Source organism: Dyella sp. AtDHG13, from assembly GCF_003201105.1.
Classification (GTDB): Bacteria; Pseudomonadota; Gammaproteobacteria; order Xanthomonadales; family Rhodanobacteraceae; genus Dyella; species Dyella jiangningensis_B.
On record NZ_QICJ01000006.1, the window covers coordinates 102,264 to 128,233 of the forward strand.

26 protein-coding genes are annotated in these 25,970 nt (G+C 65.4%); 12 read left to right on the top strand and 14 right to left on the bottom strand.

Going from position 1 to position 25,970, the window contains the following annotated elements; translation table 11 throughout:
• Positions 1-254: 254 nt before the first annotated feature.
• Positions 255-1,250 carry a magnesium/cobalt transporter CorA gene (gene corA, locus BDW41_RS11820; RefSeq protein ID WP_233496851.1) on the bottom strand — a complete coding sequence of 332 codons (996 nt, stop codon included), beginning with the start codon at positions 1,248-1,250 and terminating at the stop codon, positions 255-257.
• Between the two features lie 142 nt (positions 1,251-1,392).
• Between corA and BDW41_RS11825 the strand changes: the two genes are divergently transcribed.
• Complete coding sequence (locus BDW41_RS11825) at positions 1,393-3,360, top strand: acyltransferase family protein (protein WP_074547839.1); 1,968 nt, start codon at positions 1,393-1,395, stop codon at positions 3,358-3,360.
• A gap of 11 nt (positions 3,361-3,371) precedes the next feature.
• Here the strand turns inward: BDW41_RS11825 and BDW41_RS11830 are convergent, their stop codons facing one another.
• From BDW41_RS11830 to miaB, 7 genes are all read right to left on the bottom strand, one after another.
• Positions 3,372-4,598: a DUF4105 domain-containing protein gene (locus tag BDW41_RS11830; RefSeq protein ID WP_074547838.1), complete on the bottom strand. Its 1,227-nt coding sequence runs from the start codon at positions 4,596-4,598 to the stop codon at positions 3,372-3,374.
• A 39-nt stretch (positions 4,599-4,637) separates the two neighbouring features.
• On the bottom strand, positions 4,638-5,486 hold the full coding sequence (locus BDW41_RS11835) for a transporter associated domain-containing protein (protein WP_074547837.1): 849 nt from the start codon (positions 5,484-5,486) through the stop codon (positions 4,638-4,640).
• Between the two features lie 113 nt (positions 5,487-5,599).
• A complete protein-coding gene (locus BDW41_RS11840; protein WP_199535328.1) occupies positions 5,600-6,862 on the bottom strand; it encodes a hypothetical protein in 1,263 nt (420 codons plus the stop codon).
• 43 nt (positions 6,863-6,905) lie between these two features.
• Positions 6,906-7,382: an rRNA maturation RNase YbeY gene (ybeY, locus tag BDW41_RS11845; RefSeq protein ID WP_074547836.1), complete on the bottom strand. Its 477-nt coding sequence runs from the start codon at positions 7,380-7,382 to the stop codon at positions 6,906-6,908.
• Positions 7,379-8,365, bottom strand: a complete 987-nt coding sequence (locus BDW41_RS11850) for a PhoH family protein (protein WP_074547835.1) — start codon at positions 8,363-8,365, stop codon at positions 7,379-7,381. The genes ybeY and BDW41_RS11850 overlap by 4 nt, the downstream gene beginning before the upstream one ends.
• 4 nt (positions 8,366-8,369) lie before the next feature.
• On the bottom strand, positions 8,370-8,864 hold the full coding sequence (locus BDW41_RS11855; RefSeq protein ID WP_074547834.1) for a GNAT family N-acetyltransferase: 495 nt from the start codon (positions 8,862-8,864) through the stop codon (positions 8,370-8,372).
• On the bottom strand, positions 8,861-10,213 hold the full coding sequence (gene miaB / locus BDW41_RS11860; RefSeq protein WP_074547833.1) for a tRNA (N6-isopentenyl adenosine(37)-C2)-methylthiotransferase MiaB: 1,353 nt from the start codon (positions 10,211-10,213) through the stop codon (positions 8,861-8,863). Before miaB ends, BDW41_RS11855 begins: the two co-directional genes overlap by 4 nt.
• Before the next feature lie 501 nt (positions 10,214-10,714).
• Here miaB and BDW41_RS11865 point away from each other — a divergent pair.
• The gene (locus BDW41_RS11865) at positions 10,715-11,824 is read left to right on the top strand and encodes a lytic transglycosylase domain-containing protein (RefSeq protein WP_233496852.1); all 1,110 of its coding nucleotides are present in this window, start codon (positions 10,715-10,717) and stop codon (positions 11,822-11,824) included.
• Here BDW41_RS11865 and BDW41_RS11870 read toward each other — a convergent pair.
• The gene (locus BDW41_RS11870; RefSeq protein ID WP_074547831.1) at positions 11,810-12,991 is read right to left on the bottom strand and encodes a trypsin-like peptidase domain-containing protein; all 1,182 of its coding nucleotides are present in this window, start codon (positions 12,989-12,991) and stop codon (positions 11,810-11,812) included. The two genes, BDW41_RS11865 and BDW41_RS11870, sit on opposite strands and share 15 nt — an antisense overlap.
• Before the next feature lie 382 nt (positions 12,992-13,373).
• Between BDW41_RS11870 and petA the strand changes: the two genes are divergently transcribed.
• The 5 genes from petA (at position 13,374) to BDW41_RS11895 (ending at position 17,361) form a co-directional block, all read left to right on the top strand.
• Complete coding sequence (petA, locus tag BDW41_RS11875; RefSeq protein ID WP_074547830.1) at positions 13,374-13,979, top strand: ubiquinol-cytochrome c reductase iron-sulfur subunit; 606 nt, start codon at positions 13,374-13,376, stop codon at positions 13,977-13,979.
• Complete coding sequence (locus tag BDW41_RS11880) at positions 13,979-15,280, top strand: cytochrome bc complex cytochrome b subunit (protein ID WP_074547829.1); 1,302 nt, start codon at positions 13,979-13,981, stop codon at positions 15,278-15,280. The genes petA and BDW41_RS11880 overlap by 1 nt, the downstream gene beginning before the upstream one ends.
• Positions 15,273-16,028, top strand: coding sequence for a cytochrome c1 (locus tag BDW41_RS11885; protein ID WP_233496853.1), 756 nt, complete (start codon positions 15,273-15,275; stop codon positions 16,026-16,028). Before BDW41_RS11880 ends, BDW41_RS11885 begins: the two co-directional genes overlap by 8 nt.
• 93 nt (positions 16,029-16,121) lie before the next feature.
• The gene (locus BDW41_RS11890) at positions 16,122-16,745 is read left to right on the top strand and encodes a glutathione S-transferase N-terminal domain-containing protein (protein ID WP_074547827.1); all 624 of its coding nucleotides are present in this window, start codon (positions 16,122-16,124) and stop codon (positions 16,743-16,745) included.
• Positions 16,746-16,908: 163 nt separating this feature from the next.
• On the top strand, positions 16,909-17,361 hold the full coding sequence (locus BDW41_RS11895; protein WP_074547826.1) for a ClpXP protease specificity-enhancing factor: 453 nt from the start codon (positions 16,909-16,911) through the stop codon (positions 17,359-17,361).
• Positions 17,362-17,395: 34 nt separating this feature from the next.
• Here BDW41_RS11895 and BDW41_RS11900 read toward each other — a convergent pair whose 3' ends face one another.
• The 4 genes from BDW41_RS11900 to BDW41_RS11915 form a co-directional block, all read right to left on the bottom strand.
• Positions 17,396-17,806, bottom strand: a complete 411-nt coding sequence (locus tag BDW41_RS11900) for a DUF3301 domain-containing protein (RefSeq protein WP_074547825.1) — start codon at positions 17,804-17,806, stop codon at positions 17,396-17,398.
• Between the two features lie 95 nt (positions 17,807-17,901).
• The gene (nadC, locus tag BDW41_RS11905; RefSeq protein WP_074547824.1) at positions 17,902-18,756 is read right to left on the bottom strand and encodes a carboxylating nicotinate-nucleotide diphosphorylase; all 855 of its coding nucleotides are present in this window, start codon (positions 18,754-18,756) and stop codon (positions 17,902-17,904) included.
• Positions 18,753-21,041, bottom strand: a complete 2,289-nt coding sequence (locus BDW41_RS11910; protein WP_074547823.1) for a DUF1631 domain-containing protein — start codon at positions 21,039-21,041, stop codon at positions 18,753-18,755. The genes nadC and BDW41_RS11910 overlap by 4 nt, the downstream gene beginning before the upstream one ends.
• A 164-nt stretch (positions 21,042-21,205) precedes the next feature.
• Positions 21,206-21,478: a Trm112 family protein gene (locus BDW41_RS11915; protein WP_074548030.1), complete on the bottom strand. Its 273-nt coding sequence runs from the start codon at positions 21,476-21,478 to the stop codon at positions 21,206-21,208.
• A gap of 64 nt (positions 21,479-21,542) precedes the next feature.
• Between BDW41_RS11915 and purE the strand changes: the two genes are divergently transcribed.
• Together purE and BDW41_RS11925 are read left to right on the top strand one after the other, a co-directional pair.
• The gene (purE, locus tag BDW41_RS11920) at positions 21,543-22,046 is read left to right on the top strand and encodes a 5-(carboxyamino)imidazole ribonucleotide mutase (RefSeq protein ID WP_074547822.1); all 504 of its coding nucleotides are present in this window, start codon (positions 21,543-21,545) and stop codon (positions 22,044-22,046) included.
• The gene (locus BDW41_RS11925; RefSeq protein WP_074547821.1) at positions 22,043-23,206 is read left to right on the top strand and encodes a 5-(carboxyamino)imidazole ribonucleotide synthase; all 1,164 of its coding nucleotides are present in this window, start codon (positions 22,043-22,045) and stop codon (positions 23,204-23,206) included. The genes purE and BDW41_RS11925 overlap by 4 nt, the downstream gene beginning before the upstream one ends.
• Positions 23,207-23,489: 283 nt before the next feature.
• Here BDW41_RS11925 and sodB read toward each other — a convergent pair whose 3' ends face one another.
• Complete coding sequence (gene sodB / locus BDW41_RS11930) at positions 23,490-24,068, bottom strand: superoxide dismutase [Fe] (RefSeq protein WP_019467356.1); 579 nt, start codon at positions 24,066-24,068, stop codon at positions 23,490-23,492.
• Between the two features lie 123 nt (positions 24,069-24,191).
• Between sodB and grxD the strand changes: the two genes are divergently transcribed.
• Genes grxD through BDW41_RS11945 form a run of 3 tightly spaced genes read left to right on the top strand, consistent with a single transcriptional unit; the run spans position 24,192 to position 25,921 of the window.
• Positions 24,192-24,515, top strand: a complete 324-nt coding sequence (grxD, locus tag BDW41_RS11935; RefSeq protein ID WP_074547820.1) for a Grx4 family monothiol glutaredoxin — start codon at positions 24,192-24,194, stop codon at positions 24,513-24,515.
• Positions 24,515-25,285, top strand: coding sequence for an SDR family NAD(P)-dependent oxidoreductase (locus BDW41_RS11940; protein ID WP_074547819.1), 771 nt, complete (start codon positions 24,515-24,517; stop codon positions 25,283-25,285). Before grxD ends, BDW41_RS11940 begins: the two co-directional genes overlap by 1 nt.
• Before the next feature lie 36 nt (positions 25,286-25,321).
• Positions 25,322-25,921 carry a YhgN family NAAT transporter gene (locus BDW41_RS11945; protein ID WP_074547818.1) on the top strand — a complete coding sequence of 200 codons (600 nt, stop codon included), beginning with the start codon at positions 25,322-25,324 and terminating at the stop codon, positions 25,919-25,921.
• Positions 25,922-25,970: the final 49 nt, after the last annotated feature.

The following is a 25,970-nucleotide window of genomic DNA, read 5'->3' on the forward strand; positions in this document are numbered from 1 at the left end:
CTGAGTGGGTTTGAAAACGGCGGCCCTTGGGTCGCCGTTTTTTTGTGGCTCCGAACAAAATATTCGAGCGGTACCCTATTTCCTCACCGTCATTCCGGCGCAGGCCGGAATCCAGCGACCGCTTGGTCCGGTTTTCGCCGGAGAGCCAAATGCTTTGACGCCATGCGACAACCGATCACTTCCGTCACTGGATTCCGGCCTGCGCCGGAATGACGGTGAGGGGAGATAAACTTCGCAGGGCCGTGAACAGACGTCTAGAGCCAGCGATTGCGCTTGAGCGTGATATAGATCGTCACGACGATCGTAAGCACCAACCCGATAATCACCGGATACGCCCACGGCTTGGCGAGCTCCGGCATATGCGTGAAGTTCATGCCATACCAGCTGGTAATCAGCGTGGGCGCAGCGAGCATCGCCGCGTAGCCGGCCAGGCGCTTCATCACTTCGTTCTGGCCGAAGGTGACCAGCGACAGGTTCACGTTGATCGCCGCCGCGAGCATTTCGCGCATGGCGCTGATGGACTCGTTGGCGCGGAACACGTGGTCGTACACGTCGCGGAAATAGGCGCGCAATTCGTCCGGAATCAGCTGCGGGTGCTGGCGTACCAGCTGGCTGATGATGTCCTGCATGGGCGCCACGGCCAGTCGCAGCGTCATCAGGTCGCGCTGCATGTCGTACAGCCGGCGGATGGTGCTGCGCTTGAAGGTGTCGGAGAAGATGTCCTTCTCCAGTTCCTGCAGCTCTTCGCGGAAATCGCGCACGATGGGCAGCAGGTTGTCGACGATGAAATCGAGCACGCCGTACAGCCCATAGGCAGGCCCCAGGGCCAGCAATTCCGGCGTGTGTTCGCAGGTGCGCCGCGCCGGTGCGTAGGACAGCGAGGCGCCGTGGCGCACGGTCACCAGGTAGCGCGGGCCAAGGAACACGTGGGTTTCGCCGAAGGCGATGTGCCCGCTCACCAGCTGCGCTGTCTGCACGACGATAAAGAGCGAATCGCCGTAGGCTTCGATCTTGGTGCGCTGGTGGGCTTGCTGCGCGTCCTCGATCGCAAGATCGTGCAGGTCGAACTCTTCCTGCAGCTTTTCCAGCAGCGTCTCGTCCGGCTCGTGCAGGCCCACCCAGACGAAGGTGTCCGGTTGTTTCAGCACTTCGCTGATGTCGTCGACGCTGATATCGCCGGTGCGCTGCCCATCGAAGCGATAGGCGACGCAGTTGACGACCATGGAGGCAGAGGGGGGCGGGGTCGTCATGGATATGGTGCGGGAAGACGTCATGGTGTTCATGATGGCCTTGACGGGAGCCCGGGCGCAATTGAAAAGTATGAGCGATCTTTGGTCGGGGGGCGTGCCGTCAGTACTGTTGGGTATTGAACGGGGCAGGGGATGACGTTTCATGAAGTCGAATGACTATCGGCTGGGCTACCGTGGCGATATAGAGGGGTTGCGGGCGGTTGCGATACTGCTTGTCATCGCCGCTCACGCAGGTGTCCCTTGGCTCGCCGGCGGTTTCATTGGCGTGGACGTGTTTTTTGTCCTCTCCGGCTTTCTGATCACCGGCCTGCTACTACGCGAAATGGCAGACACCGGCCAGATTGATTTTGCGTGTTTCTATTTGCGACGACTTCGGCGCCTTATGCCGGCATTGATCCTAATGATCGTGCTGATATCGCTTAGTGCGTATCTACTCCTTGGTCCAGAGGAGCAGTTGCCGCAAGCCAACAAGGCGAGCTTGGCGGCTCTGTGGTTGAGCAATGTGTCCTTTGCTTTGACGCAAACGGACTACTTTGCGCCGAGTGCGGAGAACAGCCTTTTTCTGCATACATGGTCGCTGGGCGTAGAAGAGCAGTTCTATCTGGTGTGGCCAGCGCTGCTCCTTTGGTCGCTCGGTCGAGGACATCGTGAACTTCCGTTGCAACGGCTCAAAAGCATCATGTTGGGGATTTTTGCGATCAGTCTAGGGGTGTGCGTTCTCGCTACACCGCGTTCCCCACAGTTCGCTTTTTACATGATGCCTGTGCGCGCCTGGGAGTTTGCTGGCGGAGCGTTGATCTGGCTGTTCTCTGGGAAGATGCGTGCTGGTGAAGTAGCCAGGGAAAAAGGCGCCGTGTTCACGCGGTGGCTTGGCTGGACCGGAATGGTGATGATCATTGGCACGGCTGCGAGCTACGGCACACAGATGTCGTATCCGGGTTGGCATGCGGTGTTGCCGGTAGCAGGGACTATGGCCGTCATTGCAGCAGGGTGGGCCGATGATACGCATAGTGTGTCGCGCCTGCTGTCGTATCGGTGGATGCAGGCCGTCGGTCGCGTTTCTTATTCATGGTATTTGTGGCACTGGCCGGTCCTGGTGCTTGGGCACGCGCTGAATTGGAGCCATGATCCAAGTGGCCGTTTGGTTGCCGTGCTGTTGTCTCTGGGGCTTGCGATGGCGTCATACCGGTTTGTGGAGACGCCTATCCGCCAACAGGATTTCTGGCTTTCGCATCGACGTACCGCCATGTATGGGACGCTTGGTATAACGGTGGCGGTTTGTTTGGTGTCTATGCATTGGTTCAACGTTGCAGCCGCGTATAGCGAGAGCCCGATCATGCAGCGTTACAGCCATGCACGTTTCGATGCGCCTTCAATCTATTCCCGAGGTTGCGATGATTGGTATTACAGCGATCGGGTAATGTTGTGCAGTTATGGTCCCAGCGATGCCGCACATACACTTGTGCTGATGGGTGACAGTATCGCCGGGCAGTGGTTTTCTGCATTGTTACCATTGGCGACGAAGCCTGGTTGGCGACTAGTCGTCGCGACCAAGTCATCGTGCCCCATGGTCGATGAGCCTTATTTCTATGCGCGCATTGGCCGGGAATATACCGAGTGCGCAAGCTGGCGACATCAGGCGGTTGATCAGGTCGCATCGCTTCACCCGGATGTCGTTGTGCTCAGTATGGGGTTGGGCGGCACACAATCGTTCTCTCAAACGCAGTGGATCGAAGGCACGGCACGCTCTTTGAGCGCATTGAGTGGACAGGCTGGTCGGGTCTATTTGTTGCGCACCACGCCTCACCTCGATTTCGACGGTCCAAGTTGCCTTGCCTCGCGGGCAGGTCGGCCCAAGTGGTTAGGCTCTGCAGCCGGTTGTGAATCGGTAGTCGACGACGCGCGCGAGCGACAGGTTTACCAATGGCTGCAGCAGGCTGCTGCGCGCTTCCCCAATGTCCAGATAGTAGACATGAATGGAATGATATGTCCGGAGCTGCGTTGTAGCGCAGAGCGTAACGGCCAGGTCGTATTCCGCGATGCCCAGCATCTGACCGCCAGCTTTGCGACTTCATTGGGACCGGCGCTGTCTGCTCGACTTGGACTTTAGGATTGCTCGACTCAATAACTGGATGGAATTGGTCGCTGGCGCGTGCTCCACGCCACAGCCAACCAAGCCGGCAGCGCGAACAGCAACCACGGCTGGTTCTGCTGCACCACGCCGGGAAGCAGATGCATCGCGCAGGCGACCAGTACGGCGGCCAGTTGCAGGACGATCAGCGCGTTGGCAAAGCGCGATGCGGCGAGCGCCTTGCGTGAGCGCCATAGCGCCGGCAGCAGGAAGAACGCCAGTGGGTTGAACAGCAGCAGGTTGGCGTTCGCCCAGGCGGAGTGGTGGGTGGTGAGGCCCCACAGGATCAGCAGCGCGACGCCGACAAAACCGGCCAGCACGAGATAGAGCGAGCCCAGCACGGCGTAGACCGCGGGCGCGTAGCGGTGGGCGAGGAACAGCAGTGCAGCGAAGATCACTCCTGCCAGTGCGAGCGGCAGGCGAAGGTCGGGTGCCGTGGCCGGTGGCGGTGTAAGGCGGTTGGGCGAGAGCAGTTGCTGGTCCAGGACCAGCGGCTGCGCCTTGCCATCGTTGCCGGTGACGGTGACGTGGGTGATTTCCTGCTGCAGCACTTCCGGCAGGAAGCTCTCCTGCCACGCGTTGAGCGGCTGGTCGGCGTAGGGGCCCAGCCCCAGGTCGAGGATCAGCATCAGCCAGGCCTGCTGGCTCATCAGGCGGGCCGTCTGCTGGCGGTAGGTCATGCCGCCCGGGCGCGCTTCGAGCTGGGGTTTCAGGGTGCCGCCGAGGGCCTTGTCCAGCGCGTCGCGCACGCGGGTGGCGCAGTTGCGCACGTAGTAGTCGTACTCGTAGCGCACGTTTTCCGGCTGCAGGTTCCACAGCAGATAGTCGCGCAGGTCAGCCGCCTGCGCCGGACTGAAGGCCAGGTGCTGGCGCGTTACCGAGCGGCCGACTTCGGTGTAGTAGCGCTGGTCGACGTCCGATGGCGCGGCGTCCATCAGGTAGTGCATCTGGCCGCGCGCGAAGTTCAGCAGGAAGCCGCTCTCGTCGAAATCGAACACGCCGTAGTTGAAGGTGACGGCTTCGCCGCTCACGGTGTCGCGCAGTTCGATGGCGTCGTGTCCGAAGCGCTCCCAGTAGGTGTCGCCCGGCCCGTAGGTGATCAGTGACACTTCCAGGTTGCTGCCCGGCGCGTTGGCCACGCCCGCCTGGGCGTGCGATGGCCAGAGCAGTACGCAGCAAAGGGCCAGCGCGGCGAAACCGGTGATCAGGCGTTGCATCAGCGACGCTACAGGCGTCCTGCCTCGAGGGGGCATCGATCAGCCTTCCCGCAGGCGGGTGACGCGGAAGGCCTGCACGCGCCGGTCGTCCGCTTCGGTGACGTGGAACAGGTAGTCGCCAATGGCGATTTCCTCGCCCACTTCCGGCAGGTGGCCGAATTCGGAGGTGCACATGCCGCCCACCGTGTCGAATTCCTCGTCGGAGAATTGGGCGCCGGTCTGTTCGTTGAAATCGGCGATCGGCGTGAGGGCGCTGACGGCCCAGCCGCCGCCCGATTGTTCGTGCATCAGCGAGGGTTCTTCCTCGTCGTCGTGCTCGTCGTCGATCTCGCCGACGATCTGCTCGAGCACGTCTTCGATGGTGATCAGGCCAGCGACGCCGCCGTATTCGTCCACCACCAGCGCCATGTGGTTGCGCGTGTGGCGGAACTCCGCCAGCAGCACGTTCAGGCGCATGGATTCGGGAATGAGCACCGCCGGGCGCAGCACGCTGGCGATGTCGAAATGGTCGCCGTTGCCGACGAAGCGGAGCAGGTCCTTGGCGAGCAGGATGCCGAGGATGTCGTCCTTGTCTTCACCGTGCACGGGGAAGCGCGAGTGGCCGGATTCGACGACGGTGTCGAGGATCTCGCGCAGCGGCGCATCGGCCGAGAGCATCACGATCTGCGCGCGCGGGATCATGACGTCGTCCACGCTCAGCTCGGTGACCTTGATCGCACCCTCGACCATGGTCAGGGTGTCGGGAGACATCAGGCCGTTGGCCTGGGCGGTGCGCAGCTCGTCGATGAGCTCCTTGCGGTTGCGCGGCTCGCCGGAAAACATGTGGCCCAGTCGATCCCACCAACTGCGGTGGGCCGGGCCGCTGGTACTGCCAGGGTCCTCGTTCATTACTCGTGCGGGTGCTGCCCGGTACCGGGCGGAAGGGGCAGTCTAGCGGAAAATTCGTGACGATTCAGGAACAAGGGCGGGGGAGGGCCGGGAAGCCGGGGCCGGCTGAGGGTTCAAGGCGCCGTCTTCGCCGGGGCGATGGGGCGCCCGGTGAACGGGTTCCAGCCCTTGGCGGCCAGGGCCGCCCAGGCCGTCGCGCCGAGGTGTGGCTGGTGGTAGTAGAAGAAGTCGGCGTAGGTGGAGGTAGGGCCGATCGCGAAGTCGGTGGCGATGCGTGCCTGTGGCGTGGCGTAGAGCATGCCGCCTGGGCTGCGCTGGGCCAGGAGCAAGCGCCACAACGTGTCGGGCACCGGTTTGCCGCTGGCGAGCAGGGCGGTGGCGACCTGGGCTGTTCCTTCCGTCCACATGCCATCGGGCTGGCGCCGATAGCCGTAGCCCTCGCCGCTGCGGTGTTGCGATTCGATCCAGGGCCACACCTGGTCCCATTCGGCCGGATGCGGGTCGAAGGCGAGCAGGGGCCATACCTGGGCATCGATGGCCGACTTGTCGCGGGAAAGCGTCTTGCCGTCATCCAGCGTACCGACCAGGAAGCGATGCTGGCGCGGGTCCCACATCGACGTCACGAAGTCGCCTGCGGTCCTTGCCTGCTGCATCAAGGCGGCATCGCCGCTGTCGCGCGCTGCCCAGGTGGCGGCGGCATGGACGTCCAGATTGTGTTCCGTGGCCTTCCAGTGCTGCGGACGTTGGGCGTTGTCGTAACCGAACACACCGCCCTCATAGGCCGCTGGAGCGGTGCCGAGGGTGTGCGCCTGGATCCAGCGCAACTGCGCGACCGCGCCATCGAGGTAGCGCCGGTCGTGGGTGTCGTCGTAGACGGTAAGCATCAGCAGGGCGGCCCAGGCGACATTGCCGGTGGCAGTGCCGACTTGATAAGGATCCTGGCTCCAGTAATTCCCCTGGGTTTGCCAGTAGCCGGGCAGCTCGACCTTTCCGTCCGTGATGGCGCCAGCGCGGTAGGCGTTGCGCAGCCTGCCGTCCTTGAAGCTCGGGTCATGCGATGCGGCGAGCAGCAGGGCGTCGGCGATGCGACGCGCCTGCGCCGGCTCGCCGCAGGCGGTGAGCGCAATGCCGGCAAGCGCGTTGTCGTAGACGAAGGCGACGTTCTCCAGCGCGCGCACCGTACCCGGTGGCAGGCCGGGATAGCTCGGCAGCAGCATCGGCCCCTGGCCCGGCGCCGACGCGGCCGCGGCATGCAGGGCGCCGCAGGTGGTCTGGGCCAGCGACTGTCGGGCGGTGTCGGCGGACATCGCAGGAAGCGATGCGGCCATCGCCAACAGAAGTCCCAGGCCCAGCAGAAGACGCCATTGCCTACGCATGCCTGCCTCCATCGCGCTGATCAGCGCCGCGATCGTGCCGTACTCAGCGGTCGTCAACGACCGTGTAGGGATCGTCGATGCCCAGCCCGGCAAGGATGCGCGTTTCCAGCGCTTCCATGGCTTCGGCTTCATCGTCCTCGATATGGTCGTAGCCGAGCAGATGGAGCACGCCGTGCACGGTCATGTGAGCCCAGTGATCACGCGCCTGTTTGCCCTGTTCGGCGGCTTCCCGCGCCACCACCGGTGCGCAGATCACCAGGTCGCCGATCAGCGGCAGCTTCACGCCCGGCGGCAGCTCGACGGGAAACGACAGCACGTTGGTGGCGTAGTCCTTGTCGCGGTAGTCGCGGTTGAGCGTACGTCCTTCCTTCGCATCGACGATGCGGATGGAAAGCTCCGTCGCCTTGCGTCGCTTCGCGCCGCGCAGCGCGGCCTCCACCCACTGGCGGAAGCTGGCGGAGGTGGGAACGCCCTTGCGCGAGGCGGCATAGCCGACAGAAAGGCTCAGCTCCGCACTCACTTCGGCGACTCCTCGGACGACTGCTCGAACGCCTCGTAGGCGCGCACGATCTTCGCCACCAGCGGATGGCGCACCACGTCGCGCGAGGTGAAGAAGGTGAAGCTGATGCCGTCCACGCCGCGCAACACTTCAATGGCGTGGCGCAGGCCGGAGCGCACGTTGCGCGGCAGGTCGACCTGGCTGACGTCGCCGGTGATGACTGCCACCGAGCCGAAGCCGATGCGCGTCAGGAACATCTTCATCTGCTCGACCGTGGTGTTCTGCGCTTCGTCCAGGATCACGTAGGAATCGTTGAGCGTGCGTCCGCGCATATAGGCGAGCGGCGCGATTTCGATCACGTTGCGCTCGATCAGCTTGGCCACTTTCTCGAAGCCCAGCATTTCGTACAGCGCGTCGTAGAGCGGGCGCAGGTAGGGGTCGACCTTTTGCGAGAGGTCGCCCGGCAGAAAGCCCAGCTTTTCGCCCGCTTCCACCGCCGGGCGCACCAGCAGCAGGCGCTGCACGCGGTTCGCTTCCAGTGCCTCCACCGCGCTGGCCACGGCCAGGTAGGTCTTGCCGGTGCCGGCCGGGCCCACGCCAAAGCTGATGTCGTGCGTGGTGATGGCGTGCAGGTAGCGGGCCTGGTTGGGGCCGCGTCCCTTGATCACGCCACGCTTCACCTTGATGGTGACTTCCTGCGCGCCTTCGGCCGCGTCATTGACGATGGCGTCGATGCCCGATTCGGCCAGGTGCAGGTTGATCTTCGCGCCGGTGAGCGACTCGTGCTCTGTCGTGGCGTAGAGCGCGCGCAGCACCTTCTCGGTGGCGCGCGAGGCGCCTTCCTCGCCGATCACCTGGAACAGGCTGCCGCGATGGTTGATCTCCACGCCCAGGCGCAGCTCGATCTGGCGCAGGTGTTCGTCGAAGGGACCGCAGAGGTTGGACAGCCGGGCATTGTCTTCCGGCTCGAGGGAAAAATCGCGTTGATTGAGGCCGTTGGTCATAGGGTCAAAGATGCCGGTGCATCACGTAGACGTCCGTCGGGCCATGTGCGGCGTGGCGGAACGCGCCCGGCACCTGTCCGACGATGCGGAAACCGTGGCGCTGCCACAGGCGCACCGCGGTGGTATTGATCGAGACGACAAAGTTGAACTGCATGGCGGTGAAGCCCGCGTCGCGGGCCTGCGCCATCGAATGCTCGCACATGGCCGACGCTACGCCTTGCCCACGCGCCGCGGGCGACACCATGTAGCCCGCGTTGGCGACATGGTCGCCCAACCCTGGCTGGTTCGGGCGAAGCATGTAGTAGCCCAGCACGAGTTTCGAGCGCTCGGCGACGAAACAGCGCGTGGGCGGCGAGGTCCACCAGTCGCGTGCCTGTTCGAAACTCAGGTCGGGTGGATAGCTGTAGGTGTCGCCGGCCGCGACCACGCTGCGGAAGAGCGGCCAGACGAGGGTGAACTCGTCCGGCCCGATTTCGCGGATCGAAAGCGCCGGCGTCACGAGGCCAGGGCGACGTCTTCGTCCGCCAGCTTGACGCGGCCGCGCAGCGAGTTGCTCATCGCCTCGGTGATCACCACGTCGACGAACTGGCCGATCATGCGCGTGCTGCCGGGGAAGTTCACGAAGCGCATGTTCTCGGTGCGGCCGGTAAGTTCGTTCGCGTTCTTCTTGCTCACCTTTTCCACCAGCACGCGCTGCACGGTGCCGACCATAGCCTCGTTGATCTGGCGGGCGTTGTCGTTGAGCTTGGCCTGCAGGCGCGACAGGCGCGCGTGCTTCACTTCCGAGGAGGTGTCGTCAGCGAGATTGGCGGCCGGCGTGCCGGGGCGCGCGGAGAAGATGAAGGAGAAGCTCTGGTCGAAGCCCACGTCCTCGATCAGCTTCATGGTCTTTTCGAAATCCTCGTCCGTCTCGCCGGGGAAACCCACGATGAAGTCGGAGGAAATGCAGATGTCCGGGCGCACCGCGCGCAGCTTGCGGATCTTCTGCTTGAATTCCAGCGCCGTGTAGCCGCGCTTCATCGCGGTGAGGGTGCGGTCCGAACCCGCCTGCACCGGCAGGTGCAGGAAGTTGCACAGCTGCGGCACGTTGGCATACGCCTCGATCAGCGAATCGGAGAACTCCAGCGGGTGCGAGGTGGTGAAGCGGATGCGGCCGATGCCTTCGATCTGCGCGATGGCGTGGATCAGCACGGCAAGGTCGGCGATGCCGCCATCGTGCGTGGGGCCGCGATAGGCGTTGACGTTCTGGCCGAGCAGGGTGACTTCGCGCACGCCTTGTTCGGCGAGCTGGGCGATCTCCACGATCACGTCGTCGAATGGACGGCTGATCTCCTCGCCACGGGTGTAAGGCACCACGCAATACGAGCAGTATTTGGAGCAGCCTTCCATGATCGACACGAAGGCGGTCGGGCCCTCCGCGCGCGGCTCGGGCAGGCGGTCGAACTTCTCGATCTCCGGGAAGCTGATGTCCACCTGCGGCTTGCCGGAAGCGCGCTGCGCCTCGATCAGCTCGGGCAGGCGGTGCAGCGTCTGCGGGCCGAACACCAGGTCCACATACGGCGCGCGCTTGATGATGTCCTGGCCTTCCTGCGAGGCCACGCAGCCGCCCACGCCGATCAGCACCGGCTTGCCGCCCTGCTTGTGCTCCTTCCAGCGGCCGAGCTGGCTGAACACCTTCTCTTGGGCCTTTTCGCGGATGGAGCAGGTGTTGATCAGGATCACGTCCGCCTCGGACTCGTCCTGGGTCAGTTCCAGACCGTGCGAGGCCTTGAGCACGTCCGCCATCTTGGCGGAGTCGTACTCGTTCATCTGGCAGCCGTGGGTTTTGATGAAAAGCTTGCCGGTCATGGGCTGGTACCGTGGTTCATGGGCGGCTGGGTGCTTGCCGAACCGCACAGTTTACGCGCTCGGCGGCCCCGTCGCCACTGCAACGGGCGTGCCGGATCAATCACTTGCGTGTCCGTGAGGCGGCTTCGACGCTGCCGTTTGCTCAAGGTTTCCGGGGTGTCGGCTCCGTCATCGCTTCGCCCAACCTCACCGTCATCCCCGCGAAGGCGGGGATCCAGGGCCTTTTGATGCGCGTCGACAAGTGCGAAAGACGCTGGACCTCCGCCTTCGCGGGGATGACGGCGAAGGGATGCGTGTCCCGGAGAGGTTTTGAACAGGCCCCGAGAACGGGCGCTGACGCACGAATCGGCCTCGTCCTGCTTGGCGCGCGACGGGCGCCGGAGCACACTTCCCGGCGGACCGGCCGTTGTGACCCGTGCCGGGCGTGGAGGAAGGGGGATGGATGTCGGTGCTTGACCGGGATGAGGCCGTCGCCAAGGCTGGGCGGCCCGAGGGAAGTCCGTGACCGGGCTGCCCCCACCGCGGCTGTCTGCGCCGATGCGACTGGTGGCCGCCTGCGCCATCCTGGCGGGTTGGCTGGTGCTTCCCGGCGCGGGGCATGCGGGCGCGCTTTACCGCTGCACGGGTTCATCCGGCGAAGTGGTTTTCAGCAGCAATACCGCGGGTTACCAGGGATGCAGCCGCATCGCGGGAGCGCCGGAGCCGGCGCGCAAGAAGGCGGCTGCACCGGCCGCTCCGTCGCTGGGCGCGGTCAAGGCTTCGGTCAGTACCTCGGCAAGCAAGGCGACCGCGCCTGAGCCTCCCCAGCCCCCGTCGGTGGCCTGGGTGAAGGATTCCGTGGATACCACCGCGCGCGTGGTGCCTCCCGCGCAGCCGTCCCCATTGCCTGCGGCCAAGCCGGAGCAAGGGGGCTATCGCGAGTTCAAGCCCGAGCAGGGCGCGCCGGCACCCGAACGGCCGGTCGCCAGCGCCGGTACGCGAGTCTTGAGCGGCACGGTCTACAAGGTGAAAGGCAAGGACGGCACGGTCGAATACACCAACGTGAAGCCGGCGGGCGAGCAAGGCCCTGCCGTGACCGCGCTGTTCGGCTACTACGAGGTGATCAAGACCTGCACAGCCTGCGATCTGCATTCGAATGTCCGCTGGGATTCGGTCGCCCTGCACCTGGAGGAATACGGCGACGTGATCCAGCTGGCGAGCAGGGAATCGGGCGTGGACGAGGCTTTCCTGCGCGCGATCATCCATGCCGAAAGCGCGTTCAATCCGCGCGCGCTGTCGATCAAGGGCGCGCAGGGCCTGATGCAGCTGATGCCGGCCACCGCCACCAACATGGGCGTGAGCGACGCCTTCGACACGGCGCAGAACATTCGTGGCGGCGCGCGCTATCTCGCGCTGCTGCTGCGCACCTTCAACGGCAACGAGCGCCTGGCTACGGCGGCCTACAACGCGGGCCCCGGCAACGTGCAGAAGTACAACGGCGTGCCGCCCTTTGCCGAAACGCAGGTGTACGTCGAGCGTGTCGGCACGCTGCGCAAGCGCTACGGGGTGGCCATCCGTCCCTCCGGTGGCCGTACGCCGGTGGCGGCGGCCGGCATATCAGCCATCCAGTGAGGCCGTCGGCGTCATCGGCGGACGCTGGGCCAGGATCACCTCGGTATGGAACGGCGCGCCGTTGCGCAGGCCGGACACTTCCACCTTGCTGCCGGGCTTGATGGCGGCCTCGTGCCGGCGCAGGTCCGCCGGATCGACGATGTACTCCGAGCCGATGCGTAGCAGGATGTCGTGCGGCTGGATACCCGCCTGGGCCGCGGGTCCGCCGGGGTAGACATCGGTGACTTGCGCGCCGCGCGCCGCCGCTGGCAGGCCGCTGTCGGCCGCGACGGGAACGAAGGTGTAGTCGGCGCCCATCCAGCCGCGCACGACGTGGCCCGAATCGATGATCTGATCGAGCACGCGCTTGGCGCTGGCCACGGGAATAGCGAAGCTGATGCCTTCGGCGTTGGCGGCCTTGCCGATCAGCAAGGTGTTGATGCCCACCAGTTCGCCGTCGGTGTTGACCAGCGCGCCGCCCGAATTGCCGAGGTTGATCGCCGCATCCGTCTGGATGAAGTCCTCAGGGCTGGACGTGTTCAACTGGCGGCCGATAGCGCTGATGATGCCCATGGTCACCGTCTGGTTCAGGCCCAGCGGATTGCCGATGGCCAGCACGACGTCGCCGGTGCGCGCAGGGCGCTGATCGGCGATGTGGATCACCGGCAGGTTGCCGGCGTCGATGCGCAGCACGGCGAGGTCGGTCTCCTGGTCGGCGCCGACCACGGTGGCCTTGGCCACGCGGCCGTCGTACAGCAGCACCTGGATGTCGTCCGCGTTGGCGATGACGTGGTTGTTGGTCAGCACATAGCCCTGCTGCACGATCACGCCCGAGCCCAGGCTCTGCTCGCGCCGCTTGTAGGCCGGGCCGGCGGGGCGCCCGCCGAACAGGCGTTGCAGCACCGGGTCGGTGTACATCTGCACAGCCTGCTCGGTGACCATCTTGTTGGCGTAGATGTTCACCACCGACGGCGCGGCCTTGGCGACGGCATCGGCGTAGGACACCGGGCCGCTCGAACGCGTCGGCGCGGGCGTGCTCACGGGCTCGGTGGTGGCGTGCATCACCCCGAAATGTTCCCGCAGCCGGTTGCCCACGTTTGGCCAGGCCAGGCTGATGACGAAGGCCGCCGCCAGCCCGAGCACGACGAAGCGGGCGATGAATGCGAGCGTGCCGGCGGCATGTTTCATGTCGTTAAAGCGTTTCGCGGCAAGGTGTTAGAGAGGGGTGTGTACAGGTGTCGCAGGCGCGGCGCTTTTATTGTACGAGCCATGCCATGACGCTAGACTAACGCGATTTGCGGGAGCCAGATTCTGCTGGCGCTTGCGAAGCGGGTTGTCCCGGGGTTGCCCCGGTGCGCTTGGCGCCTGACAACGGAAAGCCTGTGGCTCTCGCTGCATGCTCATCGTGCCGGTACCGCGCGTGCCTGCTGTTCTCTAAGGGGGAGACTTAGGGGAATTTCTGGCCACAGCAATGTAGTCTCTTGCTGCCGGACTTGATCGACGCGCTTGGCAAGCACCAGCGGAACTCATTAAGTTCCGCATCTCAATGGCATAAGTACCGGAGAGCCTGATGGCGAACGAAGTCGTCGATCACGGCCGCCGCCGCTTCCTCACAGCGACCACGGCCGTGGTCGGAGGTGTGGGAGTCGTCACGGCAGTCGTGCCCTTCATCAAGTCGTGGGAACCCAGTGCGCGGGCCAAGTCCGCAGGTGCCCCGGTCACCGTCGACATCAGCAAGATCGAAGAAGGCCAGCGGGTGACCTACCCGTGGCGCGGTCTGCCGGTCTTCGTGGTCAATCGTTCCAAGGCGCAGCTCGACGCGCTGCCCAGCCAGGATTCGCGTCTGGTCGACGCCAAGTCCGATGCGGGCTCGGCCGATCAGCAGCCCAAGTACGCGCAGAACGAAACACGCTCCATCAAGCCCGAGTGGCTGGTGCTGGTGGGCCTGTGCACCCACCTGGGCTGCGTGCCGGACTTCGTGCCGGTGATGAAGCCCGAACCGTTCGACCCGGACTGGAAGGGCGGCTTCTACTGCCCCTGCCACAAGTCGCGCTACGACATGGCCGGCCGTGTCTACCAGGGCGTGCCGGCGCCGAAGAACCTGCTGGTGCCTCCGTACCATTTCGTCGACGACACGCACATCCAGGTTGGCGTGGATCCGAAGGAGGCAGGCTGATGGCCAACGTATTTACGCGTGTCGGCGATTGGGTCAACGAGCGGGCGCCGGGCCTCATGCCCATGTACCGCAAGCACATGACCGAGTACTACGCGCCGAAGAACTTCAATCTCTGGTACTACTTCGGTTCGCTCGCGCTGGTGGTGCTGATCAACCAGATCGTCACCGGCATCTTCCTCACCATGAACTACAAGACGAGTGCGGCGGAAGCCTTCAACTCGGTCGAGTACATCATGCGCGACGTGGAGTGGGGCTGGCTGATCCGCTACATGCACTCCACCGGTGCGTCGCTGTTCTTCGTGGTGGTGTTCCTGCACATGTTCCGCGGGCTCATGTACGGCTCGTACCAGAAGCCGCGCGAGCTGGTGTGGCTGCTGGGCATGCTGATCTTCCTCGTGCTGATGGCCGAGGCCTTCATGGGCTACGTGCTGCCGTGGGGCAACATGTCGTTCTGGGGCGCCAAGGTGATCATCTCGCTGTTCGGCACCATCCCGGTGATCGGCGGTTCGCTGGTCGAATGGATCATGGGCGACTACCTGCCGGCCGACGCCACGCTCAACCGCTTCTTCGCGCTGCACGTGATCGCACTGCCCATCGTGCTGCTGCTGCTGGTGGTTCTGCACCTGGCCGCGCTGCATGAAGTGGGTTCGAACAACCCCGATGGCGTCGATACCAAGCACGGCCCCAAGGGCAACCGCTGGGATCCGAAGGCGCCGGCAGACGGCATTCCGTTCCACCCGTACTACACGGTGAAGGATCTGGCCGGCGTCGGCTTCTTCCTGATCATCGCGGCGTTCATCATCTTCTTCGCGCCGACCTTCGGTGGCTGGTTCCTGGAGCATGACAACTTCATCCCGGCCAACAACCTGGTGACGCCGACGCACATCAAGCCGTCGTGGTACTTCACCCCGTTCTACGCCATCCTGCGCATGATCCCGTCGTTCTTCGGCACCGCTTTCTGGGGCGTGCTGGGCATGTTCGGCGCCATCGCGCTGCTGTTCCTGCTGCCGTGGATCGATGCGGGCAAGGTGCGCTCCATCCGCTATCGCGGCACCGGCTTCAAGGTGGCGCTGATGGCCTTCGCCGTGTCGTTCATCGGCCTGGCCATGGTCGGCGCGGGCGTGATCGGCGAGCTGGCGCTCGACTGGTTCCCGGCGGATGCAACCGCAGCCGAGAACACCTTCGGTCGCGTGATGACCTTCATCTACTTCGGGTACTTCGTGTTCCTGTGGTTCTACACGCGCGGCGGCAGGGAAAAGACCAAGCCGGTCCCGGAGCGGGTGGTGTTCGACCATGACTAAGCGACTGTTCCCGATGAAGAAGATCTTTGTCTCGTTCGCGCTCACCGTTGGCCTGATCGCCGGCGTCACCTCCGTGGCGGCGGCCGAAGAGGGCGGCATGCCCTCCGCGGGCACGAACATCCGCGACACCGCCTCCCTGCAGCGCGGCGCCAAGCTGTTCTTCAACTACTGCGTGGGCTGCCACTCGCTGAAGTACGTGCGTTATTCGCGCATGGCCGAGGATCTGGGCCTGTCCGAAGACGAGGTCATGAAGAACCTCAACTTCACGGGCGCCAAGTTCGGCGATCCGGTGATCTCCCACATGCCGGAGGATTCCGCCCAGCAGTTCTTCGGCAAGGCGCCGCCGGATCTGTCGCTGGAAGTCCGCGCCAAGGAGCAGGGCCCGGACTGGGTCTTCGCCTACCTCAACTCGTTCTACGTCGACCCGACCCGTCCGGTGGGCTGGAACAACACCGTGTTCCCGAACGCCTCCATGCCGTTCCCGTTGTGGGAGTTGCAGGGCATCCAGACCGCGGTGAAGAAGGAAGGCAGCGACGACGTGGAGAAGCTTGAGCTGTCCCAGCCGGGCAAGCTCACGCCGGCGCAGTACCAGCAGGCCACCCGCGACCTCACCAACTTCCTGGAATACGCCTCCGAGCCGGCGGCCCTGCAGCGCCAGCGCTACGGCATCTGGGTGCTGCTCTTCCTGGCGGGCTTCACTTTCCTGGCATATCTGCTAAAGAAGGAGTACTGGAAGGACGTCCACTAAGACGTCACCTTCCGGAGCCTACGGTACGGCGGCCTGCGACCTAGATGGGTTCCGAGGCCGCCGTATCGCATCATGTCGATGGGGAGATCGCGCATGGTTCAAAGCGCTCGTTCGCGTACCGCACTCACCCTGTACACCACCGCAGATGGCATCCAGTGCCACCGGACACGCCTCGTGCTGGCCGCCAAGGGCGTGAGCTATGACCGGGTGATCGTCGATCCCGCCAAGCCGCCGGAAGACCTGCTCGACCTCAACCCCTATGGCAGCACGCCGACCCTGGTCGACCGTGACCTGACCCTCTACAACACCGCGGTCGTCTGCGAATACCTCGACGAACGCTACCCCCACCCACCGCTGATGCCGATCGACCCGCTGTCCAGGGCGCGCCTGCGCCTGGCGACGGTGCGGATCGAGCTGGACTGGCTGCCCGAGGTGGATGTCATCAAGGCCGGCGGCCGCCCGGCGGATGCGGCCCGCAAGCGGCTGCGCGAGCACCTCCTGTCCACCCTGCCGCTGTTCAAGGCGTCGCGGTTCTTCCTGAATCCGGAAATGAGCCTGACCGATTGCCTGGTGGCCCCGGTGGTATGGCGACTGCCCTGGCTCGGGGTGGACCTGGGCCGCGAAGGCAAGCCCATCCTGGATTACGGCGAGCGCCTGTTCGCCAGCCAGGGCTACGCTCGCAGCATGACGCCCGAAGAAAAGGCCATGCGTCCCTGATCCTGGACGGCTGAGTCAGGGCCGGCCGTAGCGAGTCCCTCGGGGCCAGCGAGGGCGCTTATGGCGCCTGTGCGACAACTTGTCGTTGGCATTACACTCGCACCGTCCCACTGGCGTGCCCCGGACTGCGTCCTGCGAGGCCGTGCCCTCCATAGGTTTTTGAATGACCGACGACAAGCTTCCGCCGATGTCCTCCAATCGCCCCTATCTGCTCAGGGCGATCTACGACTGGATCACCGACAACAACCTCACGCCCTACGTCCTGGTGGATGCCACGCGGGAAGGGGTGAGGGTGCCACCGCAGGTCATCAAGAACGGGCAGGTCGTGCTGAACCTGGCCATGCGCGCCGTCGCCAACCTGGACCTGGGCAACGACTGGATCAGCTTCCAGGCGCGCTTCTCCGGCGTGAGCCACAACATCCACATTCCCGTGCAGGCCGTGCTCGCCCTGTATGCACAGGAAAACGGCCAGGGCATGATGTTTCCGGCGGAAGAGGGTGGCGACCAGCCGCCGCCGTCGTCACCCGATCCGGACGACACGCCGCCACCCACCGATGGCGACCAGACCGGCGAGAAGCCCAAGCGCAGCGCGCCGTTCCTGCGGGTCGTGAAGTAACGCCCGCGTGCGGGCGCCATGGCGGCCCCGCGCCTCAGTGCAGCTGGTTGTCCTTGTGCAGGCGCGGGCGCAGCGGGATCACGTTGTTGCCTGTCGCCTGGGGCGGCTCGTGCTCGTTCAACAGGCCCGGCAGATGGCTATGGATGGTCGGCAGGCTCAGTCCGCTGAGCGTGTGGCCGATCAGCCACAGCTTGCCTGGCTCGCGGTCGTTGCCGTCGATGCTCACTTCGAAGGTATAGCAGCGCTCCAGCAGCAACCCGCCGTGCTGGCGGAGCAGCCGCACGCCACGCAGCCCTACGCTTTCATCGAGCAGTTGCAGGCCATGCTGGCGGCACTGCAGGCGCGCCTCCTGCGTGGCCTGCTCGCGGCCACGGGCAAGTTTGAGCCACAGGCCGGCGATGGCCAGCAGTACAAGCAGGACAAGCAGGTCGGAAAGCTCACTCATGCCGCGAGAGTGTAGGCGTTGCGATCCGCTTGCAAGGGGCGCGATGTGAACGCAAACCCCTGCGAACCGGAGGCTCCCGTGGGGAGCCTCCGCGATCAGTCCAGCTGCAGGCGCAGCGACAGATCCACGGCGCGCACGTGCTTGGTCAGCGCGCCCACCGAGATGTAATCCACGCCCGTGCTGGCGTACTCGCCGATGGTGGAAAGGTCCACGTTGCCGGAAATCTCCAGCTCCGCCTTGCCCTTGGCGATGGCGACTGCCTCGCGCATCAGGGGCAGGGTGAAGTTGTCGAGCATGATGCGGTCGGCGCCGGCATCCAGCGCCTGTTGCAGTTCGTCGAGGTTCTCCACCTCGATCTCGAGCAGCAGCGTGGGATGCAGTTTGCGGGCGGCCTCGGCCGCCGCCTTGATGCCGCCGGCGGCGATGATGTGGTTTTCCTTCACCAGGATGGCGTCGTAGAGGCCGACGCGGTGGTTGCGGCCACCACCGCAGCGCACGGCGTACTTCTGGGCGAGGCGAAGGCCGGGCACGGTCTTGCGCGTATCGAGCACGCGTGCGCCCGTGCCCGCCACCGCGGCCACGTATGCAGCCGTGGCGGTGGCCGTGCCGGAAAGCAGTTGCAGGAAGTTCAGCGCCGAGCGCTCTGCGCTCACCAGCGCGCGCGCCTTGCCGTGCAGGCGGCAGATCACCGAGCCGGCGGTGACGCGATCGCCGTCGCGCACGTTCCAGTCGATCTGCACCTGCGGGTCGAGCCGGCGGAAGCAGGCGTTGAACCAGTCGATGCCCGCCATGACGGCGTTCTCGCGGCAGGTCAGCGTGGCGCTGGCGGAGGCGTCGGCCGGCAACAGGTCGGCGGTGGCGTCGCCGGTGCCGATGTCCTCGGCAAAGACGCGCGTGACATCCGCCTCGATCAGGTCGGACGTCGCTGCAGCAAGTTGTGGTGAGCTCATTCGGTCGGGGCTTGAGAGGGGGCCGGTTGACTGAGGCGACCGACGATGGCGTCCAGCGCACGGTCGAACAGTGCGGTGGATTCAAGCACGCGCGCCGTGGCGCTGGCGAGTGCCTGGGCCAGTTCGTGCGGCGCGTAGTCGGCCACCTTCAGGCCGCGACGGTTCACGAACAGATAGCGGCCGCTCATCGGGCTGATCCACGACAGCTTGGCGCGCTCAATGGTTTCCGGGCCGGTCACGAACTCCAGCCAGGTGCCGGGCTTGAGCTCGGCCACCAGCTGCATCTCCGGCGTATCGACCGGTGCTTCCGGCTCCGGCTCGCTGCGCGCCAGCTCCGCCTCGGACTCGGCGATGGGCTGGATGCTCTCGGGAATGGGCAGGCTGGTAGATTCCTCCACCGCCTGCACGTCGGCCTCCGGCACGGCTTCGCCGAGCTGGTGGCGGTAGTACGTGTGCAGTTGGGCCAGCAGGCGGTCGATGTCGCTTTCCTGGAAGGCCACGTTGGCCAGGCCGCGGCGCAGCGCGCGCTCGATGCCGGGCAGCATCTGGCGCAGCGCGCGGCGCTCATCGAGCGTGCGCGCAGGCTTGGTGCTGTCGATGAAGTCGTTGGCGAAGCGCAGGGCGTCGCGGAACTCGCTCGATTCCTCGCCCTGGCGCAGGATGGTCAGCACCAGGTAGTTCGCCCAGGCACGCGACAGGATGCCGTGGATCAGCGGCGGCAGGTTATGGCCGTCTATACGGCTCAGGATTTCCCGCGCGGCGCGGCGGCGCGCCTGTTCCAGCTTCTCGCGCCCGCGCGTGGATTCGGCCACGCGCTGCTCGGCCAGCTCGGCGCGGCGGCGGCTGATGTCCTGGAATTCCTGCAGCTCGGCGCACAGGCGCTCGAAGATGGTCATGTCATCGTCGAAGTCCTGCAGCAGGCGGTCGACGATGGACTTGATCTTGTCGTGCAGGCGATGGTCGCGATCGGATTCCGCCGACCAGCCCTTGGCGGCGTCGGCCAGCGCATCGAGCAGGCGGCGCGCCGGATGCTGGCGGTGCGCGAACAGCTTGCGGTCGAGGATCGCGGCCTTGAGGTACGGAATCTGCAGGCGCGCCAGCAACACCTGCATGTCGGTCGGCAGGTTGCGGTCTTCGAGGATGAACTCGAACAGCATGCCGACCAGGTCGATGGTGTCCTCGTCGATGGTCGACACCTGGCTCGGCTTTTCGCCGCGCAGGGAGCCGATCTGGGCGAGCAGGTGCTCCTTCAGGTGCTGCACTTCGCTGGCCAGCTCGGCCGCATTGCCGTTGTTCACCGGCATCTGTTGGCTGATGGCGGCCTGGCTTTGCAGCACGCTGAGCGCACCGATCAATTCATTGGCGCTGGGCAACTGCACCGCGCCCGCCGGCATGCGCTGGCCGACCAGCGGCGACGCGCGGCGCGCACTGAACAGCGTGCGCAGGGTCTGGATCAGTTCGCTGGAGGCGCCGGCGTCGTCTTCCGCCAGGAAGGTCGCCTCGGACGCTTCGGCGCCGCCCGCATCGCCGGCTGCCGCGGTGGCGCCTGCCATGCGGGGCGCGCCACCGGAGCGCGGAATCTCGTGGCGCAGCTGCGGCAGCACGCCGGCGCGCACCAGTTCGGCGTTGATCTCCTGGTAGAGCTCGTCCAGCGAGGCCAGCACGTAGCGGTCGAACAGCTTGTAGATGATGAGCTTGACGCGCATCTCCGCGTTGAGCTCGCGCATCGCCTGGCGGAAGGCCTGCGACAGCGCGGCCGGACCCACCGGGTTGGTGGCGTCGTCGATCTTCAGGCCGCCATAGATCACCGACAGACGCTGGTTCACGGCGAACAGTTCGCGCGTCAGGCGCGTTTCGTTCTTGCCGATCATGCTGGTGATGGCCAGCGATTCTTCCAGCTCGTTGTCGGCGACCAGGGACAGTTCCACCGAGCCCAGCGGCGGCGACACCGGGCCGCCGTTGCCGTTGCTGGTGCGGTAGCTGGAGGCGAAGTCGGACAGCTCGCGCGAGATCTGCGCCAGGAAGCTGCGCTCCACCATCGGCCGGCGCTTGCGCACTTCGCGCATGCCGTCGAAGTAATGCATCTGCGCGGCGTTGTTCTCGGCCTTTTCGGCCAGGTCGAAGAGGGCGTCGTCGACGTGCTCGAACATGCCGTTGACCAGCAGCTGCAGGCGGCGTCCGGCGATATCCCTGATGGTGTTCAAGAGGGCGCCTCCGCGCTCGCTGGAGGGATCCAGGCGCTGGGTCAGGCTGACGATATTGGATGATTCACTGGCGTCTTTCATCGCCTTCACCCCCTGAAAGTGATGCCGCCGGGCATCCTGCCGCGTACGACAATACGCCAGCCTACAATAAGGGATGGCAAGGGCCGCTGTCATTCGCCGTATCGATATATGTCGACACGTTCACAAGACGCGGGTGTTTGCGTTGCGCGGCCCCGGAAAAGGGCTCAGGCGGCGGCCGGGAAGTCAGTGAGCTGCAAGGTTCCGATGCCCTCTTCGGGGAGCATCACCGGAATGCCGTCCTCGACCCGGTAGATGACCTTGCGGTCGGTGGTCACCAGGCCCTCGGTGAGGGGAGCGGTGACGGCCACGGCGGCCACGGTCTGCACCTGGCCGGCGGCGATGGCCTTGTTCAGGGCGTCGAGCTCCTGGCGCTGGAGCGGGCGGACGGGGACCTTGCTGACCGGGCAGCAGAGGATGTCGAGCAGGCGTTTGTCCATGGGGAGCGGGATCGTGCCGAAACGCGGAAAGTCCGTACAATAACCCTTTTGGATGGCTTGGGTCATGACCTCGACTTCCCTCCCGCCGCGCGTGGGTGTTGTGATGGGCTCCCGTTCGGACTGGGAAACCATGGAGCACGCCTCCAGCGTGCTGGCCGAACTGGGCGTGGCGCACGAGGTGCGCGTGGTCTCGGCGCACCGTACCCCCGACCTGCTGTTCCAATACGCGGAAGAGGCCGTTGGCCGCGGCATCCAGGTCATCATTGCCGGCGCCGGCGGTGCCGCCCACCTGCCGGGCATGCTGGCCGCCAAGACGCGCTTGCCCGTGTTCGGCGTGCCCGTGCAGTCGAAGGCGCTCAATGGCATGGATTCCCTGCTTTCCATCGCCCAGATGCCGGCGGGCATCCCGGTCGGCACGCTGGCCATTGGCCGCGCCGGCGCCGTGAATGCCGGCATTCTCGCCGCCTCGGTGCTGGCCCTGCATGACCCGGTCATCGCCACGGCGCTGGACGCCTACCGCACCCGCCAGACGCAGACCGTGCTGGACCATCCGGACCCGCGCGCATGAGCGCCCGCCGTCAACCCGTGCTGGGCATTCTCGGCGGCGGCCAGCTGGCCCGCATGCTTGCGCTCGCGGCGGCCCCGCTGGGGGTGAAGACATTGGTGGTCGACAGCGCCGCCGACGCCTGCGCCGGGCAGGTGGCTCCGCTGGTGGTGGCGGACTGGACCGACTACGACGCGCTGGAGCACTTTGCGCGCGAAGTGGACGTGGTCACCTTCGATTTCGAGAACGTGCCGGCGGAAACCGCGCACTGGCTGGCCCAGCGCGTGGCGGTGTTTCCCGCGCCGCGCGCGCTCGCCGTGGCGCAGGATCGCCTGGCCGAGAAGACACTGTTCCGCGAATGCGGCCTGATGACGCCGGAGTTCCAGGCGGTCGACACGCGTGAGGATCTGGACCGCGCCCTGGCGACCGTCGGTGCGCCGGCCATCCTCAAGACCCGTCGCCTTGGTTACGACGGCAAGGGTCAGTTCCGCATCAAGACGCTGGCCGACGCGGATGCCGCCTGGGCGGCCCTGGGCGCGCAGGCGCAGGCGCATGGCCTGATCCTGGAAGCCTTCGTGCCGTTCGATCGCGAACTCTCGGTGATCGCCGTGCGCAGCCGCGAGGGCGATTTCCGCACCTGGCCGCTCACGCAGAACTGGCATACCGATGGCGTGTTGTCGCTGAGCCTTGCGCCCGCTTCCGATATCGACGCGCTGCAGGCGCGGGCCACCGAACTGGTCCGCACGCTGGCGGAAAAGCTGGAATACGTCGGCGTGTTCGCGCTGGAGCTGTTCGTCAAGAACGGCGAGCTGCTCGGCAACGAGATGGCGCCGCGCGTGCACAACTCCGGCCACTGGACCATCGAAGGCGCGCTGACCAGCCAGTTCGAAAACCACGTGCGCGCCGTGCTGGGGCTGCCGCTGGGTGATACCTCGGCGCGCGGGCTGTCGGCGATGTTCAACTGGATCGGCGAACTGCCCGATGCGGCTCCCGTGCTGGAAGCCGTGGACGCGCACTGGCACGACTACGGCAAGCAGCCCCGCGCCGGACGCAAGGTAGGACATGCCACGGTGTGCGCACCTGATGCCACGCGATTGGTCGAGCGCCTGTCCGGCATTGCGCATGCGCTGGGGCGCGACCAGCAGGCCGATCCCGCGGTGGGCAAGCTGAAGGAAGCCCGCTAAGGGCCTCAAAATCTTCTGAGCGCAGACCGTTCCCTCATCGTCATCTCCGCGAAAGCGGGGATCCATTGCCTTTAAGCCATCTCGCAGCGAGTAAAGTCGCTGGATGACCAGCCTTCGTCTGTTGATGAGGCGCCTCCCGCTTTCGCGGGGATGACGATGAGGAGAAAAGTGCACTCGCACGAGATTTTGAACAGGCTCTAATAAGGCCAGAGCATCATTCCGCGAGAAGGCAAAAAAAACGGGGCCTCGCGGCCCCGTTTTTCATGGCTGATGATCGAAGGAATCAGGCCAGATTCTTGGCCGCGAAGTCCCAGTTCACCAGGTTCCAGAACGCCTCGATGTACTTCGGACGGGCGTTGCGGTAATCGATATAGTACGCGTGTTCCCACACGTCGCAGGTCAGCAGCGGCTTGTCGCTGCCGGTGATCGGCGTGGCGGCGTTGGAGGTGTTGACGATGCCGAGCGAACCATCGGGGCGCTGCACCAGCCAGGTCCAGCCCGAACCGAAGTTGCCCACGGCCGACTTGGTGAACTCTTCCTTGAACTTCTCCACCGAGCCGAACGCCTTGGTGATGGCGTCGGCCAGCTTGCCGGTCGGCTCCTTGCCGCCGTTCGGGCTGAGCGAGTGCCAGTAGAAGGTGTGGTTCCAGACCTGGGCGGCATTGTTGAACACGCCGCCGGAGGACTTCTTGATGATGTCTTCCAGCGAGGCGTTTTCGAACTCCGTGCCCTTGACGAGGTTGTTGAGGTTGGTCACGTACGCCTGGTGATGCTTGCCGTAGTGATACTCCAGCGTTTCGGCGGAGATGTTCGGTTCCAGCGCATTCTTTTCATAGGGCAAGGGGGGGAGTTCGAATGCCATGTTGTGGCTCCTGGGCGTTGGCTGAGGAAGGGTGTCGGGCTGGAATGGCCGAGAAGACGGCGACCCGTGCGCGACTGATACACTATCGATCTGCTTGCATTCTAGCGATGAATGACCCGAGTTATGGACGTTAACGAGCGAATCAAGGCCGTGCTGGCCGAACATGCCATCGTGCTCTTCATGAAGGGCACGCCGCAGTTCCCCATGTGCGGCTTCTCCAGCCGGGCGGCGCAGGCCTTGAAGGACGCGGACGCGCAGTTCCATGCGGTCAACGTGCTGGCCGATCCGGAAGTCCGTGCGGCACTGCCGCATTACGCGAACTGGCCGACCTTTCCGCAGCTCTTCATCCAGGGCGAGCTGATCGGTGGCTGCGACATCATCGAAGACCTCAAGGCCTCCGGTGAACTGGCGCGCATGGCGGCCGACGTGGCGGGGGCCGACTCCTGATGGCGCTTCCTCTCGTTCGTTTGCCGGACGGCTGGACGCCGGCGCCCGATGCGCTGGCGGGCCGCGTCGTGCTGGTCACCGGCGCCTACGGCGGGCTTGGCGCGGCGGTGGCTCGCGCGGCGTCGCGTGCGGGCGCCACGGTGATCATTACCGGTCGCCGCAAGCGCCAGCTCGAACAGCTTTACGATGCGATGGTGGGCGAGGACCTGCCCGAACCGGTGATCCATCCGCTGGACCTGGAAGCGGCCACCCCGACCGATTACGAAGCGCTGGCCGATGGCATCGAGCGCGACTTCGGCCGACTCGACGGCATCGTGCATGCCGCCGCCAGCTTCAAGGAGCTGACGCCGCTGTCCGTGCACAAGCCGGACGACTGGCTGCGCGCGATGCACGTCAACGTGTCCGCGCCATTCGCGCTCACCCAGGCGTGCATGCCGCTGCTGACGCGCGTGCCGGACAGCGCCGCGGTGTTCGTGCTCGACAACCCGGACCTGGTGCGACGTGCGCACTGGGGCGCCTATGGCGTGTCCAAGGCAGCGCTGGAGCGGCTGGTGGAAGTGCTGCACGAGGAAACCGACACATCGCCGCTGCGCGCGCATGCGCTGCTGCCCGCGCCGATGCGCACCACGCTGCGCCGCGCGGCGTACTTCGGCGAAGACACCATGACCCAGCCGCTGCCCGACACCGCGGCGCAGGCGGTGGTGCATCTGTTGAGCGAACAGGGCAGGAGTGCGCGCGGCGCGGCGCTCGACCTGCGCGTGCCGGCATGACCATGACGCAAGGGGCTTGCTGACATGGATGTGCAGATGACCACGCTGTCGGCGGCGATCCTGCTGTTCCTCATCATGGATCCGCTCGGGAACATCCCGATCTTCCTGAGCCTGCTGAAGGATGTGCCGCCCAAGCGCCGCCGCAAGGTGATGATCCGCGAGCTGCTGATCGCGCTCGGCGTGCTGCTGGGTTTTCTGATCGGCGGCCAGCACATCCTCAAGCTGCTGCAGCTGCGCCAGGAATCCATCAGCATCGCGGGCGGCATCGTGCTGTTCCTGATCGGCATCCGCATGGTGTTCCCGCCGGCCGACGGCGGCGGCATCTTCGGCGCACAGGGCGAAGGCGAGCCCTTCATCGTGCCCATGGCCATCCCCGGCGTGGCCGGGCCATCGGCCATGGCCGCCCTGCTGCTGCTCACCAATACCCAGCCCGGCCGCACCGCGGACTGGGCCATCGCCTTGCTTGGCGCGTGGCTGGCCACGTCGGTGATCCTCCTGTGTTCCACCTATCTGTTCCGCTGGCTGGGCGAAAGCGTTCTCACCGCGCTTGAGCGCGTCATGGGCATGCTGCTGATCGCGCTGTCGGTGCAGATGTTCCTGGGCGGCGTGGCGGCCTACCTGCACCTGGCCGTTTGAAACGCGGCCAAACGTCGCTCGCCCATGCGGCTGTGCGATCTTTCGTCCT

Excerpts from the sequence above, each read along its gene's own strand:
- corA (WP_233496851.1), bottom strand. The coding sequence starts at position 1,250 with ATGACGACCCCGCCCCCCTCTGCCTCCATGGTCGTCAACTGCGTCGCC.
- BDW41_RS11825 (WP_074547839.1), top strand. The coding sequence starts at position 1,393 with ATGAAGTCGAATGACTATCGGCTGGGCTACCGTGGCGATATAGAGGGG.
- BDW41_RS11830 (WP_074547838.1), bottom strand. The coding sequence starts at position 4,598 with ATGCAACGCCTGATCACCGGTTTCGCCGCGCTGGCCCTTTGCTGCGTA.
- BDW41_RS11835 (WP_074547837.1), bottom strand. The coding sequence starts at position 5,486 with ATGAACGAGGACCCTGGCAGTACCAGCGGCCCGGCCCACCGCAGTTGG.
- BDW41_RS11840 (WP_199535328.1), bottom strand. The coding sequence starts at position 6,862 with ATGCGTAGGCAATGGCGTCTTCTGCTGGGCCTGGGACTTCTGTTGGCG.
- BDW41_RS11850 (WP_074547835.1), bottom strand. The coding sequence starts at position 8,365 with ATGACCAACGGCCTCAATCAACGCGATTTTTCCCTCGAGCCGGAAGAC.
- miaB (WP_074547833.1), bottom strand. The coding sequence starts at position 10,213 with ATGACCGGCAAGCTTTTCATCAAAACCCACGGCTGCCAGATGAACGAG.
- BDW41_RS11870 (WP_074547831.1), bottom strand. The coding sequence starts at position 12,991 with ATGAAACATGCCGCCGGCACGCTCGCATTCATCGCCCGCTTCGTCGTG.
- petA (WP_074547830.1), top strand. The coding sequence starts at position 13,374 with ATGGCGAACGAAGTCGTCGATCACGGCCGCCGCCGCTTCCTCACAGCG.
- BDW41_RS11880 (WP_074547829.1), top strand. The coding sequence starts at position 13,979 with ATGGCCAACGTATTTACGCGTGTCGGCGATTGGGTCAACGAGCGGGCG.
- BDW41_RS11885 (WP_233496853.1), top strand. The coding sequence starts at position 15,273 with ATGACTAAGCGACTGTTCCCGATGAAGAAGATCTTTGTCTCGTTCGCG.
- BDW41_RS11890 (WP_074547827.1), top strand. The coding sequence starts at position 16,122 with ATGGTTCAAAGCGCTCGTTCGCGTACCGCACTCACCCTGTACACCACC.
- BDW41_RS11895 (WP_074547826.1), top strand. The coding sequence starts at position 16,909 with ATGACCGACGACAAGCTTCCGCCGATGTCCTCCAATCGCCCCTATCTG.
- BDW41_RS11900 (WP_074547825.1), bottom strand. The coding sequence starts at position 17,806 with ATGAGTGAGCTTTCCGACCTGCTTGTCCTGCTTGTACTGCTGGCCATC.
- nadC (WP_074547824.1), bottom strand. The coding sequence starts at position 18,756 with ATGAGCTCACCACAACTTGCTGCAGCGACGTCCGACCTGATCGAGGCG.
- BDW41_RS11910 (WP_074547823.1), bottom strand. The coding sequence starts at position 21,041 with ATGAAAGACGCCAGTGAATCATCCAATATCGTCAGCCTGACCCAGCGC.
- BDW41_RS11915 (WP_074548030.1), bottom strand. The coding sequence starts at position 21,478 with ATGGACAAACGCCTGCTCGACATCCTCTGCTGCCCGGTCAGCAAGGTC.
- purE (WP_074547822.1), top strand. The coding sequence starts at position 21,543 with ATGACCTCGACTTCCCTCCCGCCGCGCGTGGGTGTTGTGATGGGCTCC.
- BDW41_RS11925 (WP_074547821.1), top strand. The coding sequence starts at position 22,043 with ATGAGCGCCCGCCGTCAACCCGTGCTGGGCATTCTCGGCGGCGGCCAG.
- sodB (WP_019467356.1), bottom strand. The coding sequence starts at position 24,068 with ATGGCATTCGAACTCCCCCCCTTGCCCTATGAAAAGAATGCGCTGGAA.
- grxD (WP_074547820.1), top strand. The coding sequence starts at position 24,192 with ATGGACGTTAACGAGCGAATCAAGGCCGTGCTGGCCGAACATGCCATC.
- BDW41_RS11940 (WP_074547819.1), top strand. The coding sequence starts at position 24,515 with ATGGCGCTTCCTCTCGTTCGTTTGCCGGACGGCTGGACGCCGGCGCCC.
- BDW41_RS11945 (WP_074547818.1), top strand. The coding sequence starts at position 25,322 with ATGACCACGCTGTCGGCGGCGATCCTGCTGTTCCTCATCATGGATCCG.